Origin of the sequence: Agromyces sp. ISL-38 (genome assembly GCF_018613935.1) — a bacterium.
Lineage (GTDB): Bacteria > Actinomycetota > Actinomycetes > Actinomycetales > Microbacteriaceae > Agromyces.
Window position 1 is genome coordinate 64,610 of sequence record NZ_JAGGPF010000008.1, and the last position, 16,911, is coordinate 81,520.

Annotated in this window: 16 protein-coding genes, 1 tRNA gene and 1 pseudogene; 11 read left to right on the forward strand and 7 right to left on the reverse strand. The window is 69.7% G+C overall.

Annotation, left to right across the window (positions count from 1 at the left end; all coding sequences use genetic code 11):
* Window positions 1–50: 50 nt before the first annotated feature.
* From J7E25_RS06850 to J7E25_RS06870, 5 genes and pseudogenes are all read left to right on the forward strand, one after another.
* Window positions 51–584, forward strand: a complete 534-nt coding sequence (locus J7E25_RS06850; RefSeq protein ID WP_214869181.1) for a septum formation initiator family protein — start codon at window positions 51–53, stop codon at window positions 582–584.
* Window positions 581–1,081 (forward strand): annotated as a pseudogene (locus J7E25_RS06855) (DUF501 domain-containing protein); the annotation flags it as partial. The gene J7E25_RS06850 and the pseudogene J7E25_RS06855, both read left to right, overlap by 4 nt.
* Window positions 1,082–1,185: 104 nt before the next feature.
* Window positions 1,186–2,469, forward strand: coding sequence for a S8 family serine peptidase (locus J7E25_RS06860; RefSeq protein ID WP_214869185.1), 1,284 nt, complete (start codon window positions 1,186–1,188; stop codon window positions 2,467–2,469).
* Window positions 2,470–2,503: 34 nt separating this feature from the next.
* Window positions 2,504–3,961 carry an NAD(P)/FAD-dependent oxidoreductase gene (locus tag J7E25_RS06865; RefSeq protein WP_214869187.1) on the forward strand — a complete coding sequence of 486 codons (1,458 nt, stop codon included), beginning with the start codon at window positions 2,504–2,506 and terminating at the stop codon, window positions 3,959–3,961.
* A gap of 33 nt (window positions 3,962–3,994) precedes the next feature.
* Window positions 3,995–4,068: transfer RNA gene (locus J7E25_RS06870), tRNA-Leu, on the forward strand.
* A gap of 3 nt (window positions 4,069–4,071) precedes the next feature.
* Here J7E25_RS06870 and J7E25_RS06875 read toward each other — a convergent pair.
* From J7E25_RS06875 to J7E25_RS06885, 3 genes are all read right to left on the reverse strand, one after another.
* Window positions 4,072–4,503 (reverse strand): hypothetical protein, encoded by a 432-nt coding sequence (locus J7E25_RS06875; protein ID WP_214869189.1) that lies wholly within the window; start codon window positions 4,501–4,503, stop codon window positions 4,072–4,074.
* Window positions 4,504–4,720: 217 nt separating this feature from the next.
* Window positions 4,721–6,067 carry an FG-GAP-like repeat-containing protein gene (locus tag J7E25_RS06880; RefSeq protein WP_214869190.1) on the reverse strand — a complete coding sequence of 449 codons (1,347 nt, stop codon included), beginning with the start codon at window positions 6,065–6,067 and terminating at the stop codon, window positions 4,721–4,723.
* Window positions 6,068–6,315: 248 nt separating this feature from the next.
* On the reverse strand, window positions 6,316–7,242 hold the full coding sequence (locus J7E25_RS06885; protein ID WP_214869192.1) for a Ppx/GppA phosphatase family protein: 927 nt from the start codon (window positions 7,240–7,242) through the stop codon (window positions 6,316–6,318).
* A 140-nt stretch (window positions 7,243–7,382) separates the two neighbouring features.
* On the opposite strand from J7E25_RS06885, the gene J7E25_RS06890 reads away from it, so the two are divergent.
* From J7E25_RS06890 to J7E25_RS06905, 4 genes are read left to right on the forward strand one after another with little or no spacing between them, the layout of a single operon-like run.
* Window positions 7,383–7,979, forward strand: a complete 597-nt coding sequence (locus tag J7E25_RS06890) for a TetR/AcrR family transcriptional regulator (RefSeq protein WP_214869194.1) — start codon at window positions 7,383–7,385, stop codon at window positions 7,977–7,979.
* Window positions 7,976–9,235 carry an MFS transporter gene (locus J7E25_RS06895; protein WP_214869195.1) on the forward strand — a complete coding sequence of 420 codons (1,260 nt, stop codon included), beginning with the start codon at window positions 7,976–7,978 and terminating at the stop codon, window positions 9,233–9,235. The genes J7E25_RS06890 and J7E25_RS06895 overlap by 4 nt, the downstream gene beginning before the upstream one ends.
* Entirely contained in the window at window positions 9,235–10,482 is a 1,248-nt protein-coding gene (locus J7E25_RS06900; protein WP_214869197.1) for an alanine racemase, read from the forward strand. The genes J7E25_RS06895 and J7E25_RS06900 overlap by 1 nt, the downstream gene beginning before the upstream one ends.
* Window positions 10,479–11,792, forward strand: a complete 1,314-nt coding sequence (locus tag J7E25_RS06905; RefSeq protein ID WP_214869199.1) for a D-arabinono-1,4-lactone oxidase — start codon at window positions 10,479–10,481, stop codon at window positions 11,790–11,792. Before J7E25_RS06900 ends, J7E25_RS06905 begins: the two co-directional genes overlap by 4 nt.
* Window positions 11,793–11,874: 82 nt before the next feature.
* Here the strand turns inward: J7E25_RS06905 and J7E25_RS06910 are convergent, their stop codons facing one another.
* From J7E25_RS06910 to J7E25_RS18290, 3 genes are read right to left on the reverse strand one after another with little or no spacing between them, the layout of a single operon-like run.
* Complete coding sequence (locus J7E25_RS06910) at window positions 11,875–12,609, reverse strand: ABC transporter permease (RefSeq protein WP_214869201.1); 735 nt, start codon at window positions 12,607–12,609, stop codon at window positions 11,875–11,877.
* Complete coding sequence (locus J7E25_RS06915; protein WP_214869203.1) at window positions 12,609–13,379, reverse strand: ABC transporter ATP-binding protein; 771 nt, start codon at window positions 13,377–13,379, stop codon at window positions 12,609–12,611. Before J7E25_RS06915 ends, J7E25_RS06910 begins: the two co-directional genes overlap by 1 nt.
* A gap of 32 nt (window positions 13,380–13,411) precedes the next feature.
* Window positions 13,412–14,038 carry a TetR family transcriptional regulator gene (locus tag J7E25_RS18290; RefSeq protein WP_215005564.1) on the reverse strand — a complete coding sequence of 209 codons (627 nt, stop codon included), beginning with the start codon at window positions 14,036–14,038 and terminating at the stop codon, window positions 13,412–13,414.
* 141 nt (window positions 14,039–14,179) lie between these two features.
* Between J7E25_RS18290 and J7E25_RS06925 the strand changes: the two genes are divergently transcribed.
* Window positions 14,180–14,746, forward strand: coding sequence for a LemA family protein (locus J7E25_RS06925; RefSeq protein WP_214869205.1), 567 nt, complete (start codon window positions 14,180–14,182; stop codon window positions 14,744–14,746).
* A gap of 9 nt (window positions 14,747–14,755) precedes the next feature.
* Window positions 14,756–15,628, forward strand: coding sequence for a M48 family metalloprotease (locus J7E25_RS06930; RefSeq protein WP_214869207.1), 873 nt, complete (start codon window positions 14,756–14,758; stop codon window positions 15,626–15,628).
* Here the strand turns inward: J7E25_RS06930 and J7E25_RS06935 are convergent.
* A complete protein-coding gene (locus J7E25_RS06935; RefSeq protein WP_214869209.1) occupies window positions 15,625–16,848 on the reverse strand; it encodes a winged helix-turn-helix domain-containing protein in 1,224 nt (407 codons plus the stop codon). The genes J7E25_RS06930 and J7E25_RS06935 overlap by 4 nt on opposite strands.
* Window positions 16,849–16,911: the final 63 nt, after the last annotated feature.

The window sequence follows — 16,911 nt, forward strand, 5'->3', positions numbered from 1 at the left end:
GCCGTGAGGCCACTCCCGATGCGTCTTCCCGGGTCGGGTGAGGAGGGGCGATGAACGGTGACACGCCGCGCCCCGGCCCCGCCAAGACGGCGGCCGTGCGCTCGCGTTGGCTCAGTGGCATCCGCTTCTCGGGATTCTCGCTCATCATGATGGGCGTGCTCGTGCTCGGGGTGGTGGTGCTCGCGCCCACCGTCGCGGCGTTCGCGCAGCAGCGCCAGGAGATCGCCGAGATGCGAGCCGCGGTCTCCGAGCAGGAAGAAGATGTGCAGCGCCTCGGCGACGAGCGCGAGCGCTGGAACGACGAGACCTTCATCGTGACCCAGGCCCGCGAGCGGCTGTACTACGTGATGCCGGGCGAGGTGAGCTATCTCGTGATCGACGACCGTTCCGAGGCCGCGATGCCGGATGCCGCGACCGAGGTCTCGGCCGAGGTCACCGAATCGAAGGGCGACTGGATGCGCACCCTGCTCGACTCCGTGATGACCGCCGGGCTCGCGCCCGATTCGAGCGCTCCGGCGGATCCCGAGGTCCCTGCGGATCCGGCTGCATCGACCGCGCCCACGGCCGGCGGGAGTGGCGGATGAGCCGCCCGCCCTTCGAGCCGGCGAGCGAACGCGACATCCGCATCGTGTCGGCCCAGCTCGGCCGACCGGCGCGCGATGTCGTCGGCATCCCCGCGCGTTGCGTGTGCGGCGCGCCCACGGTCGTGGCGACGGCTCCCCGGCTCTCCGACGGCACGCCGTTCCCGACCCTCTACTACCTCACCCACCCCGTCGCGACGGCGGCGATGTCGTTCCTCGAGGCCGCGCAGCTCATGGTCGAATGCACCGAGCTGCTCGCCGCCGATCCCGAGGTCGCGGCCGCGTACGAGCGCGCGCACCTCGACTACCTCGCCGACCGCGAGTCGATCGACGTGGTCCCCGAGATCGCGGGCATCTCCGCGGGCGGCATGCCGACTCGCGTGAAGTGCCTGCACTCGCTCGCTGCGCACTCCCTCTCGGCGGGCCCGGGGGAGAACCCCATCGGCGACATCGCCCTCGAGCGCTCGACCTGGTCGCCCGACGTGTGCCGCTGCCCCGACTACGGGGTCGACGACCTCGACGACCCCGACGATGCGGATGCCGCGGACGACGCGGACGACGCCGACGACGCGGATGCCGCGGATGCCGCAACGGAGGCGCGCGCGTGAGCCGATCCGCCCGTCGGCCGCTCCAGACACTCGCGAGGGCCGCCGCCACCGTCGCCGCCGCCGCGCTGCTCGCACTCTCGGGCGCGACCCCGGCGCACGCCGACACGGTGCGCGACCTCGAGTACTGGCTGAACGACTACGGGTTCACGACCGCGTGGCAGACCTCGCGCGGCAAGGGCGTCACGGTCGCGGTGATCGACACGGGCGTGAACGGCAATGTCGCCGAGCTGCGCGGTGTGGTCACCGACGGCACGGATGTCTCGGGCCTCGGCAGTCCCGACGGCCAGACGCCGGTGGGCGAAGAGAGCCAGCACGGCACGATGGTCGCCTCGCTCCTCGCCGGTCGCGGGAGCGGCGAAGGGTCAGGCGTCATCGGCGTCGCGCCCGAGGCCGACATCATCACCGCGTCGGTCGCATTCGGTCAGGACACCGGTGCAGAGAAGTCCAACGACGACCAGATCGCCGAGGCGGTGCGCTGGGCGGTCGACAATGGGGCCGAGGTCATCAACATGTCGCTCACCCGGAACACCGCGGATTGGCCCGAGAGCTGGGACGACGCGTTCATGTACGCGTTCGAGCATGACGTCGTCGTGGTCGCGGCAGCGGGCAACCGCGGGAGCGGCACGACGCAGGTCGGCGCCCCGGCCACGATTCCGGGCGTGCTGACCGTCGCGGGCGTCGATCGGTCCAAGAATGCGAGCTTCGACGCGAGCTCGCAAGGCATCACGATCGCGGTCTCGGCTCCCAGCGAGCAGCTCGTGGGAGTCCTGCCCGACGGCGGCTACGTGCAGTGGAGCGGCACGAGTGCGGCGACCCCGCTCGTCGCAGGGCTCGTCGCGCTGATCCGCTCGGAGTACCCAGACCTCGATTCGGCGAACGTCATCGAGCGGCTCATCAAGACCGCCGATCCGAACGGGCAGCAGGTGCCGAGCCCGCTCTACGGGTGGGGGATCATCAATCCCGTCGCTGCGCTCACCGCCGAGGTGCCCGAGGTCGAGGCGAGTCCCCTGGGCAGCCTCGCCGAATGGATCAAGCTGCACCGGCGGGCGGAGGCCCCCACACCCCAAGACGAAGGCGACACCCCGCAGGAGATCGTGCCGATCGCCGATCCGCCGCCACCGCGCTCGGATGCCGCGCAGACGCTGCTGCCGACACCATGGACACTGGCCTATGTGACGGTGCCGCTCTCGCTCGTCGCCGGATTTGGTACGCTAGCAGCGCTGTTGGGCATCGGCGCCACTCGGCATACCAGGCGGATCGTCCGCTCTCGCGGGCAGTGATCGCACGCAACAGATAACGAGGAGTCCATTCACCGTGCCCAAGATTTTGATCGTCGGCGGCGGCTATGCGGGGTTCTACACGGCGTGGAAGCTCGAGAAGTGGCTGCGCCCCGGCGAGGCCGAGGTCACGATCGTCGACCCGCTCCCGTACATGACGTACCAGCCGTTCCTTCCCGAGGTCGCCGCAGGTTCCATCGAGCCGCGGCATTCCGTGGTGTCCCAGCGCCGTCACCTCAAGAAGACCAGCGTCGTCACGGCGAAGGTCACCCGCATCGACCACGCTGCGAAGACCGCCACGATCACGCCCGAGCTGGGTGAGCCGTGGGAGTTCGAATACGACGTCATCGTCGTCACGGGCGGCGCGGTCTCGCGCACCTTCCCGATCCCGGGCATCGCCGAGAACGCGATCGGCCTGAAGTCGGTCGAAGAGGCCGTCGCGATCCGCGACCGCGTGCTGACCAACTTCGACAAGGCGTCGAACCTCCCGCCCGGCCCCGAGCGCGAGCGCCTGCTCACGTTCGTGGTGGTCGGCGGCGGCTTCGCCGGCATCGAGGTGTTCGGCGAGCTCCGCTCGTTCGCGAGTGCGCTGCTCGAGTACTACCCGCAGCTCACGTTCGACGAGACCCACTTCCACCTCATCGAGGCGATGGGCCGCATCATGCCCGAGGTGTCGCTCGAGACGAGCCACTGGGTCATCAAGCACCTCGCGCAGCGGGGCGCCGAGATCCACCTCGACACGCAGCTCTCGAGCGCCGTCGACGGCGTCATCGAGCTCTCCACCGGTGAGTCCTTCGAGTCCGACCTCATCGTCTGGACCGCGGGCGTCATGGCCAACCCCGCCATCGTGCGCTCGAGCGACCTGCCTGTCGAGGAGCGCGGCCGGCTCAAGGCCCGCGCCGACCTCCGCATCGGCGACGAAGACGACTTCGTGCCCGACGCGTGGACGGCCGGCGACATCGCCGCGGTGCCCGACCTCACCGGCGGCGGCGTCGGCGGCTATTGCGTGCCGAACGCCCAGCATGCGGTGCGCCAGGGCAAGCTGCTCGCGAAGAACATCGTGGCCGTGCTCCGCGGCGAGGAGCCGAAGGAGTACTTCCACAAGAACCTCGGCGCGGTCGCCGGTCTCGGCATCGGCTCGGGCGTGTTCCAGTCGGGCAAGATCGCGCTGAAGGGCCTCATCGCCTGGTTCGCGCACCGTGGCTACCACGGCCTTGCGATGCCCAGCTGGGAGCGCAAGTTCCGCGTGTTCTGGGGCTGGTGGAACAACTTCTGGCTCGGCCGTGACATCGTCTCGCTCTCTGCAGTGCAGACGCCGCGCGCGCAGTTCGAGCAGTTCGCCGCGCGTCCCAAGCCGCCCGCCGCCGCTGCACCGGCGCCGAACGGTCAGACTGCGTCATCCGGTTCGAAGGATGCTGCTGCGAAGCCCGCGAACGAGAAGGCCGGGTCGAAGGCCGAGGCCAAGGCCCACGCGGAGCCCGTCGCCGCGAAGTAGTGTGGATCGCGGCGCCGCAACTTGCGGCGCCGCGCTCCCGTAGCCCAATCGGCAGAGGCAGGCGACTTAAACTCGCCGCAGTCTGGGTTCGAGTCCCAGCGGGAGCACCGTCAGCGCTTGCGCGGTTCGGCGATCCAGCCGGTGATCACGAGTGCCGTGCGTGCCGCGCCGAGGGGCGGGCCGAACGGCAGCCTGAACCCGATCCAGAACACGAGCTCGATGGGCAGCAGCACGAGGGCGAGGATCCGGCCGATCTTCCTCGTCTTCCGTCGCCAGAGCAGTGTCCCGACGGCCACCTCGGCGGCGCACACTCCTGCGAATCCGAGGATCAGCGGAACCGTGGTGGGCACGCCCCATTCGGCGAACTCGCCGGGCCCGTAGGTCGGATAGCCCATGAGTTTCCAGATCCTGCCGGTGCGCTCGAGCTGCGCCGCCCCGATCACTCCGGGGATGCCGAAACCGAGGCCGAGAAAGCTGCTTGTGCCTGCTGCGGCGCGCGTCGTCACCACTGCGACCGTCGTTCGCTCGTCAGCTGCAGTCATCTGCCCACCTCCGGATACGCACAAGGTAGCGACCTTCGGATGCTGCGGCTAGTCCCGATTCGAGGGGCTCAACGGCTCGGGAGGACAGAGCGGGATTGGGAGGACGCCTGCGCCTCAATTCGTCCTCCCAATCCGAGGATGTCCTCCCAAGCGAACCGGTGCAGCCCAGCTCGAGTCATCGGTTCTCGCCCGACGGCCTGATCACCTGATCACCTGGTCACCGCCAGCCGGTTCCGATCTGCTCTCCGGCGTGAGTTCCCCAGCCGCCGGCACCGTTTCCGCGGTAGAGACGGAGCACGCCGCTCTCGGTGACACCGAGGATGTCTGCGGCTCCGTCGCCCGTGAAGTCGCCGGGGCTCGTCACGGTGATGAACTGGTCCCATTCCGTCCCGATGACGATCCCGCTCGGGTCAGCCCAGCCGCCCGAGCCATTGCCGGTGTACATGCGGAGTGAGCCTGCCGGGGTGACCGCGAGCACGTCGGGTTTCGCGTCTCCGGTGAAGTCACCCGGGCTGAGGACCTTGGTGAACTGACCCCAGCCCGAGCCGATCACCTGTCCGGTCGGTGAGCCCCATCCGCCCGAGCCGTTGCCGGAGTACAACGACATCGTCCCGTCCGGCCTCACGCCGATGATGTCGACGCGACCGTCTCCGGTGAAGTCGCCGGGTGAGAACACCATCGTGAACATGTTCCACCCGGTGCCGATGACCGTTCCGCCGGCGTCCGCCCAGCCGCCTGCACCGTCGCCCGGATAGAGGCGCATCGTTCCGTCGGTCGTGATGCCGATCACGTCGGACTTCCCATCACCGGTGAAGTCTCCGGGTGCGACGACCTTCTCCATCGCATCCCAGGAGCTGCCGATCGGGATTCCCGCCGGAGAGAGCCATGAGCCCTGACCGTCGCCCTGGTAGTAGGAGAGCGTGCCGGTCGTGACGATTCGGAAGACGTCAGCTGATCCGTCGCCGCTGAAGTCCGCAGTGCCGATCGCGAGCCTCGCGAGATCGCTCGCCGGGATCGTCCCATCCCTGACGGTGCCGCTCGTCGGTATCGCCAGATGGAGGTGGTCGCATGAATCGGCGAATCGGCTGGTGATGTACTCCAGGTAGACCGAGCTGCCGCACGCGGACTGGCCCGCTTGGGTTCCTCGGGGAACGATGGAGTCGAGGAACCTCAGGAACGGGATGGACTCGGCGCCGCCGGTCACGCGGATGCCTCCCACGCGCACGAAGTCGACGGCCCGTCCGGGGTCGGAACAGTGCGGGGAGATGTAGCTCGTGGGGCAGGGCGGGTTCTGCAGCACGCCCGGGCACGAGCGGAGCAGGTCGCTGATGTAGAGCGAACCATACTGGTTCAGCGTCAGCACCAGGATCTGGAACACCCGGGTATCGAGACGGCACCCGGCGATGGGAACCTCGCCGCGGGCGACGGGTGCGATGATCTGGGACACGACTCCATACGAGATGGAGTCGAAGCGGCCCTGTGCACGCGCGTTCATGAGCGCCTGCGCAAGGACTTGGGGATTGTCGGAGATGGCCTTCGCCTGCTCCGATTGACCTGGGAGCATCGTCGTCGCGCAGATGACCGCTGCCCCGAGTAATCCCAGATACAGCTTTCGCAGCCATGGTCGACGAGTCGGAAGCCTCGGTGAATGCGGTGCAGCGGCGTTGCCCATGTGTGACTTCTTGGTGCGATCAGGCCAGTTGGCCCGTGATGAGCAACCTACGGTGAACGCGACGTCCCGTCATGTCACCCGAAGTGCCGACTTGTGCTCGCCGGTCCTGGCGAACAGGATTGTTCGTTCGGCGGTATCGACTACGTGAGCCTGTCCAGCCGTCGCAGGATCAGCCCCTCGCGGAGCGCCCACGGCGAGACTTCGAGCACCTTCGCCTTGAAGGCGCGCATCGTCTCGGAGAGCACGACGGCGCCCGCGACGATCTGGAACGTGCGGTCCTCGGTGATGCCGGGCAGCGCCGGCCGCGCGTCGGCGGGGATGCGTGCGAGTCGTGGGATCCAGTCATCGAGGGCCGAGAGCTTCAGGATGCTGCGCTCCTCCGCTCCGACGCCCCCTTCGGTGCTCCCGGCGAGCTTCGCGAGTGAACGAATCGTCTTGGACGAGCCGACGACATGGTCGGCCTCGGGGATGCCGCCGATGTCGCCGACGGTCTTGGAGAGCACGGCTCGGGCATGCTTGCGGAGGCGTTCGACCTGCTCCTCGGTGGGCGGGTCGTCGGGGAGGAACTCGATCGTCGAGCGGCCGGCGCCGAGCGGCACCGAGCGTGCGACCTCCGGGATCTCGTCGCCACCGTGCGCCACCTCGAGCGAACCGCCGCCGATGTCGAACAGGAGCACGCGGCCCGCCGACCACCCGTACCAGCGCCGCACCGCGAGGAACGTGAGGCGCGCCTCGTCGGGGCCGCTCAGCACGTCGAGGTGGATGCCTGCCGCCTCCTCGATGCGCGCGAGCACCGCGGGGCCGTTGCTCGCCTCACGGATCGCGGATGTCGCGAACGCGAGCATCTCGTCGATGCCCGACTTGCGTGCCACCTCGGCGGCGTCGCGCACCGCCGTGACGATCGTCTCGACGCCCTGCTCGCTGATCGCCCCGTCGTCGTCGAGGTAGCGCATGAGCCGCAGCACCGACTTGTGCGAAGCGGTCGGAATCGGTCGAGCGCCTTGATGCGCGTCGACGACGAGCAGGTGCACGGTGTTGGAACCGACATCGAGAACCCCGAGACGCATGGTGCGAGCGTACCGGGCGCGCGAAGCAGTAGCGCACGCGCGGCGCCCGAAACCGGTGCGGGCTGGGTGACTTTCGTGCATACTGGTGCGACTGGGACGACCGTCCCACTTCGGTCGGCGATGGCGTCGAGAGGAGCCGCGTGGCCCGCATCCCCGCTCCCGAGCGCCGCGACGCGCTCGTCGAGGCCGCCTTGCGCGTGGTCTCCCGGCGCGGCATCGCACAAGCGACGACCCGTGCGATCGTCGCCGAGGCAGGCATGTCGCTCGCGAGCTTCCACTACGCGTTCGACTCCCGTGACGAACTCATCGACGAGCTCATCACCACGGTCGTCGCACGCGAGCAGCACGCCGTGATCCCCGAGCCCGTGCCCGGAGGAGACCTGCGGGAGATCCTCGAGGCGGGGCTGCTGCGCTACTTCGAGCACTTGCGCGGCGATCCCGAGCACGAGCAGGCGATGCTCGAGCTCACGCACTACGCGCTGCGGTCGCCGGAGCGGCATCCGCTCGCCGTCGCCCAGTACGCGCGCTACGCCGAGCTCGCGGCCCACTCGCTCGAGATCGCCGCGAGCCACGCCGGCACCACGTGGGACCGGCCCATGGAACAGGTCGCCCGCGTGCTCGTGGCCTTCACCGACGGGCTCACCATCACGTGGCTCGTCGACCGCGACGACGACGCAGCACGGGCGGTCGCGCACGCGGCCGCCGACGCCCTCTCGAGAATGGCCGAACCGCGATGACGACTGTCGACACCGCTCCCTCCGCGCTCGGCGAACCCACCCGGCGGGTCTCGCGGGGCTGGATCGCCGCGTTCGCGGGCTCCTGGCTGGGCATCTGGATGGCGCAGCTCACGCCCGTGCAATTGCTCCTGCCCGCGCAGATCGATGCGCAGCTGCATCCCGACGACTGGGTCGACAGCGTCATGGCGTTCGGCGTCATCTCGGGGATCGCCTCGCTCTTCGTGATCGTCGCGTATCCGCTCACCGGCGCGCTCTCCGACCGCACCACGTCGCGGTTCGGCCGCAGGCGCCCGTGGATCGCGATCGGCGCACTCGTGTTCGCGTTCTCGCTCGTCGCGCTCGGCTTCCAGACCGAGCTCTGGACGATCGGTGCCGCGTGGGTCGCCGCGACCGTCGGCTTCTGCATCATGACGGCCGCGCTCACGGCGACGATCTCCGACCAGGTGCCGGTCGGCCAGCGCGGCTTCGTCTCGGGCTGGATGTCGGCGCCGCAAGCGGTGGGCATCATCGTTGGTCTCGTGATCGTGACCGAACTCGTGCCGGGCACGGCAGCGGGCTACGCCGTGCTCGCCGTGGTGCTCCTGGTGCTCGTGGTGCCGTTCCTGCGGCGCCACGACCAGCCGCTCGCGGCGGTCGAGCGAGCCCGCATGTCGGCCCGCGGCATCCTCGCGAGCCTCTGGATCAGCCCGAGGCAGTACCCCGACTTCGGCTGGACGCTCCTCAGCCGCGTGCTCGTCTCGATCGGCAACGCCCTGGGCACGAGCCTGCTGCTGTACTTCCTCATGTTCGGTCTCGGCGACGCGAACGCCGAATCCGACCTCATCATCCTCACGCTCATCTACATGGTGTTCGTCATCCTCGCCTCGCTCACCCTCGGCCGTCTCTCCGACCGCCTCGGCCGTCGCCGCGTCTTCGTGTTCGTGGCCGCCGGGCTGCAAGGCGTCGCAGCGCTCCTGCTCGCGATCCTGCCCGACCTCACCATCGCGATGATCGCCGCGGGACTCCTCGGCCTCGGCTACGGCTGCTTCCTCTCGGTCGACCAGGCGCTCGCCACCCAGGTGCTGCCCGACCCGGCGTCGCGCGGAAAAGACCTCGGCATCATGAACATCGCCTCGGCCGTTCCCCAGTCGATCGGCCCGTTGCTCGGCGCGTTCGCCGTGCTCGCGACGGGCACGTTCACGCTCGTGTTCGTGCTCGGCGCCGTCTTCGCCTTCGGCGGCGCCCTCGCCGTCTCTCGCGTGCGGAACGTGCGCTGATGAACCTCGACCTGCGCTTCACGGGCAATCCGGCGACGGATGCCGCGAGCTGGCTCACTCCCGCGCGGCACTGGCCCGCCCTCACCGCCGCGACGGCGCACCTCGACGCTCCCGTCGGCGCCCTCCACCTGGGGGCGCTGCGGCACAACGCGCTCGACATGCTGCGCCGCGCGAGCGGCACCCCCATCCGCATCGCGTCGAAGTCGGTGCGCGTGCGCAGCGTCATCGAGGCGCTGCTCGCGATGCCCGGCTATCACGGGGTGCTCAGCTACACGCTCGCCGAGGCGCTGTGGCTCGCCGACTCGATCGACGACCTCGTCGTCGGCTATCCCACGGCGGAGCGCAGCGGCATCCGTCGACTGGCGACCGACCCGGCCCTCGCGAGCCGCATCACCCTCATGGTCGACTCGCCCGCGCAGCTCGACCTCATCGACTCGGTGCTGCCGCCGGGGCGGCGCGAGACGATCCGCGTGTGCCTCGAACTCGACGCCTCGTGGGATGCGCCAGTGCTCGGCCACCTCGGCGTTCGGCGTTCGCCCGTGCACGACCCCGCCGACGCGGGCGCGCTCGCCGCCTACATCACGAAGCGGCCGGGCTTCACGCTCGTCGGCATGATGTCGTACGAAGCGCAGATCGCGGGAGTCGTGAACCAGCCCGATGGTCGCCCGATCGACGGCGCACTCAATCGCTGGATGCAGTCCCGCTCGATGCCGGAGCTCGTCGAGCGTCGTGCCCGCGCCGTCGCGGCCGTGCGCGCGCACGCCGAGCTCGAGTTCGTGAACGGCGGTGGCACGGGTTCGCTCGAACTCACGTCGGCCGACCCGTCGATCACCGAGATCGCCGCGGGTTCCGGCCTCTTCGGCGGGCACCTCTTCGACGGCTACGCCCACTTCACGCCGGCCCCCGCCGCGGCCTTCGCGCTCGACGTGGTGCGCTCGCCGAGCCCCGCGCACGCGACGATCCTCGGCGGCGGCTGGATCGCCTCGGGGCCGCCCGCGGCCGATCGTGTTCCTCGTATCGTGTGGCCCGAAGGACTCTCGATGGTGGCGCGCGAGTCGGCCGGCGAGGTGCAGACCCCGGTCACCGGCCGCGGCGCCTCGCGCCTCGAGGCGGGCGACCGGGTCTGGTTCCGGCACACGAAGTCGGGCGAACTGTCGGAGCACTTGAACGAGTTCGCCGTGGTCGACGGCGGCGCGGTGGTCGAGACGATCCCGACCTACCGGGGAGAAGGCAAGGCGTTCCTGTGACGGCGAGCGGAGCGGTGTGGCGCAATTGGGGTCGCACCGAGTCGGTGCGCCCGAAGCGGGTGGAGCGGCCGGCCACGGCCGGCGCCGTGCAGCGAGCCGTGGCCGCCGCCGCGGCATCCGGTCTCCGTGTGAAGCCCGTGGGCTCGGGGCACAGCTTCACGGGCATCGCCGTCGCCCCCGATGTGCAGCTCGACCTCACCGACCTCTCAGGGGTGATCGACGCGGATGTCGCGACCGGCCGCGTCACGATCGCGGCCGGCACCCGACTCCACGAGCTGCCTCGACTCCTGGCGCCCTATGGGCTCGCGCTGCCCAACATGGGTGACATCGACAAGCAGACGATCGCCGGAGCCACCTCGACGGGGACTCACGGCACGGGGCTCGGTTTCGGCGGGCTCGCGACGCAGATCGTCGCCGCGAAGCTCGTCGACGGTGCGGGGGAGCTCCTCACCGTGAGCGAGACCGAACGGCCCGAGCTCCTGCCCGCGGTGCGACTCGGCCTCGGCGCTCTCGGCGTGCTCGTCGAAGTGACGCTGCAACTCGTGCCGCGGTTCGTGCTGCACGCGGTCGAGAAGCACGCACCGCTCGAGGCGGTGCTCGACGGGTGGCTCGATCGGGTGCGCGGTGCCGACCACTTCGATCTCTACTGGTTCCCGCACACCGACACCGCGCTGGCGAAGACGAACACGCGCCTGCCGGGCGATGCACCGAGGAAGCCCCTCGGCCGCCTGACCCGGTGGGTCGACGACGAGCTCCTCGCGAACGGCGCCTACCGTGCGATCTGCGGGCTCGGCAGGGTCGCGCCGGCCACCACGCCGTTCTTCGCCCGGCAGGTCGACAAGTTCACGGGCGACCGCGACTTCAGTGACTTCTCGCCCGCGGTGTTCACCACGAATCGCACCGTGCGCTTCCGCGAGATGGAGTACGCCGTTCCGATCGCCGTCGTGCCCGAGGCGCTTCGCGAGGTGCGAGCACTCATCGAGCGACGCGGATGGCGCATCAGCTTCCCGATCGAGGTGCGCGCGGCGGCATCCGACGACAACTGGCTCTCGACTGCCTACGGGCGAGAGACCGGCTATCTCGCCGTGCACCGGTACTTCCGCGAGGACCCTCGCGAATACTTCGCCGCCGTCGAGCAGATCATGGCCGGGTACGGCGGGCGGCCGCACTGGGGCAAGATGCATTCGCGCACGGCAGCGGAGTTGCGCGAGGTGTACCCGCGGTTCGAGGACTTCCTGCTCGTGCGCGACGAGCTCGATCCCGAGCGGCGCTTCGCGAATCCCTACCTCGAGCGCGTGCTCGGGGCATGAGGTCGACCCGAAGGGGCCGAAGGAAGGGCCGAAGGAAGGGCCGGATGCCGCGGCATCCGCCCGTTCGATTCCTGCGTCTGCGTCAGGGCGTGCGCCGGCGCAGCGTGATGGACCCGAGCACGATGGAACCGATGATCCACGCGCCGATCACGAGGAGTTTCGCCGCGATCCACTCGGCGTCTTTCGAGTCATCGGCCACGGCCCTGAGCGCGTCGATCGCGAAGCTGAGCGGGAGCCACTCGCTGATCGCCTCGAGCGCCTCGGGCAACTGGTCGCGCGGGATGAAGATGCCGCCGAGCAGGATCTGCGGGAACACGAGGAGCGGGAGGAACTGCACGACCTGGAATTCCGAACGTGCGAACGCGCTCGCGAGCAGGCCGAGCGCCGTACCGAGCAGGGCATCGGCGACTGCGACCGCGAAGAGGAGCCAGATCGTGCCCTCGATCTCGAGACCGCACACCCACACCGCGAACGACACCGCGATCGCCGTCTGGAAGATCGCGAGCAGGCCGAACGCGAGCGCATAGCCGAGGATGAAGTCGCCCTTGCCCAGCGGCATCGAGAACAGTCGCTCGAGCGTGCCGTTGCGTCGTTCACGAAGCGTGGCGATGCTCGTCACGAGGAACATGACGATGAACGGGAACAGGGCGATCATCGCGGGCCCGATGTCGGCGAAGAGGTCGGTGTCGGTGAAGATCCACGCGACGAGGCCGATGAGCAGGCTCGGCACCACGAGCAGGAGCCCGATCGTGCGCGGGTCGTGCCGGATCTGCGTCAGCACGCGACCGGTGGTGGCGAACGTGCGCGAGAGCGTCATCACGCCACCTCCGACCCCGTCTCGGGGTGCAGGTCGGGCACGCCGCGCTCGATGAGGCGGAGGAACGCCGTCTCGACGTCGTCGGTGCCGGTCGCCTCGAGCACGCCGGGCACGGTGTCGTCGGCGAGGAGTGCGCCGTCGCGCATGAGGAGCAGCCGATCGCAGCGTTTCGCCTCGTCCATCACGTGGCTCGAGACCAGAAGCGTCGCGCCGGCTTCGGCGAGCCGGTGGAAGAGCTCCCACAGCTCGACGCGGAGCACGGGGTCGAGGCCGACGGTCGGCTCGTCGAGCACGAGCACCTCGGGAGCTCCGAGGAGGGCTGCGGCGAGCGAGACGCGGCCGCGCTGCCCGCCCGAGAGAGATCCGGCGAGGCGTCCCTCGACGGAGCCGAGGTCGGTGCGCTCGATGACGCTGTCGACGTCGGACGCCGGTGCCCCGATCACCCGTCGGAAATACGCGAGGTTCTGGCGCACGGTGAGATCGTCGTACACGCTCACCTGCTGCGTCACGTAGGCGACGCGAGCGCGAAGCGCGGCCGACCCGGCCGGGAGCCCGAGCACCTCGATCGTGCCCGAGTCCACCACCTGCACGCCCACGAGCGAGCGCATGAGCGTGGTCTTGCCGCACCCGCTCGGGCCGAGGAGGCCCACGATGCGGCCGCGCGGCACGTCGAGCGACAAGCCGTGGAGCACGGGCGCACCGGCGCGGCGCACGTGCAGGTCGCGAACGACGACGGCGGGACCAGCGGCGACATCGACGCTATTCACCATGTGCCGAATTCTTCGCCTGCCCGAACCGGTTGTCAAGTGCCCGGAGGACGACCGGTCAGGTGCCATTGCACCGCCGGCCCGACGCGCGCGACGAGCTCGTCGATGCTCACCGAGGCCGCGGGCTCGAAGGCGAGCACGTAGCGCACCATGATCACTCCGACGATCTGGGATGCCGCGAGCTCGGCGCGAAGCTCGGCGTCAGCTCGGTCGGCGTCACCCAGTCGGCTCGCGATGCGGTGCATGATCTCGCGCCGTAGGAACTCGCGCAGCATCCGTGCCACCGGACCCTGGCCGATCGCCGAGCGCAAGGCCGCGACCGCGGCAGGACGCACCCCGGCGGCATCCCACGCGCCGAGCACGGCACGCACGAGTCGCGCGCCGAGCTCTTCGAGCGGCCCGTCGAGCGCGTCGCGCACGAGCCGGTCTGGGCGCAGCGGCACCTCGACGACTTCGGCGACGAGCGCCGACTTGCCGTCGAAGTAGTGGTGCACGAGTGCCGGGTCGACGCCGGCGCGGCGAGCGATCGCACGCACCGAGGCGGCCTCATACCCGTGCTCGCCGAATTCGGCGGTCGCCGCCTCGAGGATGCGCGCCCTCGTGTCGTCGCGATTGGCCCCCTTCGGACGACCGCGACGACGCGGTGCAGGTGCCTCGGCCACAGCCTGAGCCTACGCCCGGAGCAGGCCCCGCGCTTCCTCCGAGTCTCATGGGAAGCACGGTAGGCGAACAGGGGTGCTCGGTAGGATGAGCAGACACCCGAACACGTCAATACGTCGCCCAGAGCGCTAGGAGTCCGTGCCATGGAATGGCTCATTCCCGTCATCATCGTCGTTGCGCTCGTGGTGATCGCCGGCATCTACCTGTGGGCCACCTACAACTCCCTCGTCACCCTCAATGTGCGGGTCGACGAGGCGTGGAGCGACATCACGGTGCAGCTGAAGCGCCGTGCCGACCTGATCCCCAACCTCATCGAAGCGGTGAAGGGCTACGCCGCTCACGAGAAGGCGGTCTTCGAGAACGTGACGCGTGCCCGAGCCGAGACGCTGCAGGCGCAGGGTCCGGTCGAGGCGGGTGCCGCCGAGAACCACATGCAGCAGGCGCTGAAGTCGATCTTCGCGGTCGCCGAGGCGTACCCGCAGTTGCAGGCGAGCCAGAACTTCCTGGCGCTGCAGGCCGAGCTCGTCGACACCGAAGACAAGATCCAGGCATCCCGTCGCTTCTACAACGGCGGCGTGCGAGAGCTCAACACGAAGATCAAGGTCTTCCCCAACACGCTGTTCGTGCGGGGCCTCGGCTTCCACGAGCGCGACTTCTTCGAGGTCACGGAGCCTGCGGCGATCGCAGAGCCCCCGCGCGTCCAGTTCTAACGCACGACGATGTACCGAGCCATAGCGAAGAACAAGCGCAACACCTTCTTCATCATCCTGTTCTTCCTCGCCATCATCGGCGGGCTGGGGTGGCTGGCGGCATGGGTCTATCAAGATCCGACGATCGTCATCGTGACGCTCGTCATCGCGACCGCGTACGCCCTGTTCCAGTACTTCACCGCCGACCGGCAGGCGATCGCCATGTCGGGCGCGATCGAGCTGAAGAGCAAGGCCGACCACCCGCGGCTCTGGCGAACGGTGGAGAACCTCTCGATCACGACCGGCACGCCGATGCCGAAGGTGTACGTCATCTCCGACCCCGCGCCCAACGCGTTCGCGACCGGGCGCGACCCCGAGCACGCCGTCGTCGCCGCGACCACTGGCCTGCTCGAGATCATGGACGACGCCGAGCTCGAGGGCGTCATGGCCCATGAGCTCGGCCATGTGCGCAACTACGACATCCGACTCTCGATGGTCGTGTTCGGTCTCGTGGTGGCGGTGGGCTTCATCTCCGACATGCTCGTGCGCATGACGTTCTTCGGGCGGGGCAACAACCAGAACCCCGTTGTGCTCGTCTTCGGGCTCGTGGCGATGCTCATCGCGCCTCTCGTCGCGAGCCTCGTGCAACTGGCCGTGTCACGACAGCGCGAGTACCTGGCCGACGCCACGGGCGCGATGACGACGCGGCATCCCGACGCCCTCGCGAGCGCGCTCGAGAAGCTCGGGGCCTACGGCCGGCCGATGCGGCGGCAGAACTCCTCGATGGCGCACCTCTGGATCGCCGACCCGCTGCGGCCCGGCGTCATCGACCGGCTGTTCGCGACCCACCCCCCGATCGCCGATCGCATCAAGCGGCTCGAGACCATGGGCGGCGCCTTCTAGGCCACGCCGGCCTTGGCAGTCGCGAGTTCAGAGCTCAGCGCGGGGGAGAGATCTCCGCGCCCGGTGACCGCCACCTCGTCGAGCCCCTGCCACGAGGCCGCGCGCAGCAGCACCGGAGCGAGCCGCGCCGCCGTCTCGGCCGGCGCGCCCGGCTCGGCCCACGCCGACTGCACGCGGAGCACCCCCGCCTGGCGGTCGCTCTTCAGGTCGACGCGGCCGACGACCCGGTCGTCGATGAGCACGGGCAGCGAGTAGTAGCCGAACTTGCGGTCAGGCTCGGGCACGTAGATCTCGATGCGGTAGTGGAAGTCGAACATTCGCTCGGTGCGGGGCCGGAACCACACGACCGGATCGAACGGCGAGAGCACCGCGGCCGTCTCGATGCGCCGTGGCCGCTTCGCGTCGCGGTGCAGCCAGGTGGGCGTGGGTCGCGCGCCGGTGGTCCAGCCGGGGACCTCGACGGGCAGGAGCACGCCCGACTCCTCGAGATCGCGGATCGCCGCGCGCACGGTTGCCCGCGTCATCCGCCAGTAGTCGGCGAGGTCGGCCTCGGTGCCGATGCCGAGAGCGGATGCCGCGAGCTCGACGAGGTGCCGCACGGCGTCGGCCCCGGCGGGCGGCTCGCCGAGGAGCTCGGGGGAGAGCGCCTGCTCGGGCAGCGCATACACGCGCTCGAAGCGGCGGCGTTCGATGCACACGACCTCGCCGGTGCGGAACATCATCTCGAGCGTGCGCTTGACGTCGGACCAGCCCCACCATGGACCGCGGCGCTCGTTGGCGTCATGTTCGATCTCGCTCGCGCGCATCGGCCCGTTCGCGGCGAGCTCCGCACGGAGCCACTCGGCGAGCGTGCGATTCTCGGTGACCCAGCCGCCCCAGTCGCTGCCCTTCCGACGGTATTCCGCGCGACGGAACTCGAAGTGCGGCCACAGTTCGCGCGGGATGAACGCCGCCTGGTGCGCCCAGTACTCGATCATGCGACCCCGACTGCCGGTGGTCAGCCGGTCGAGCAGCGAGCGGTCGTAGTCGCCGACGCGGCTGAACGCGGGGAGGTAATGACTGCGTTCGAACACGTTCACGGAATCGATCTGCAGGAGCGCGAGCCGATCGACGACACTGCCGACCTGGCGCAGGCCGGGCGACTCGGGCATCGGGCGGGAGAAGCCCTGCGCCGCGAGCGCGATGCGCCGTGCGAGGGCGGGACTGACGGAGTCGACCATGATGCTCGACCCTATCCGGGGCCTCCGACACGCGAGGAACAGCGGATGCGACATCCGTCCGCC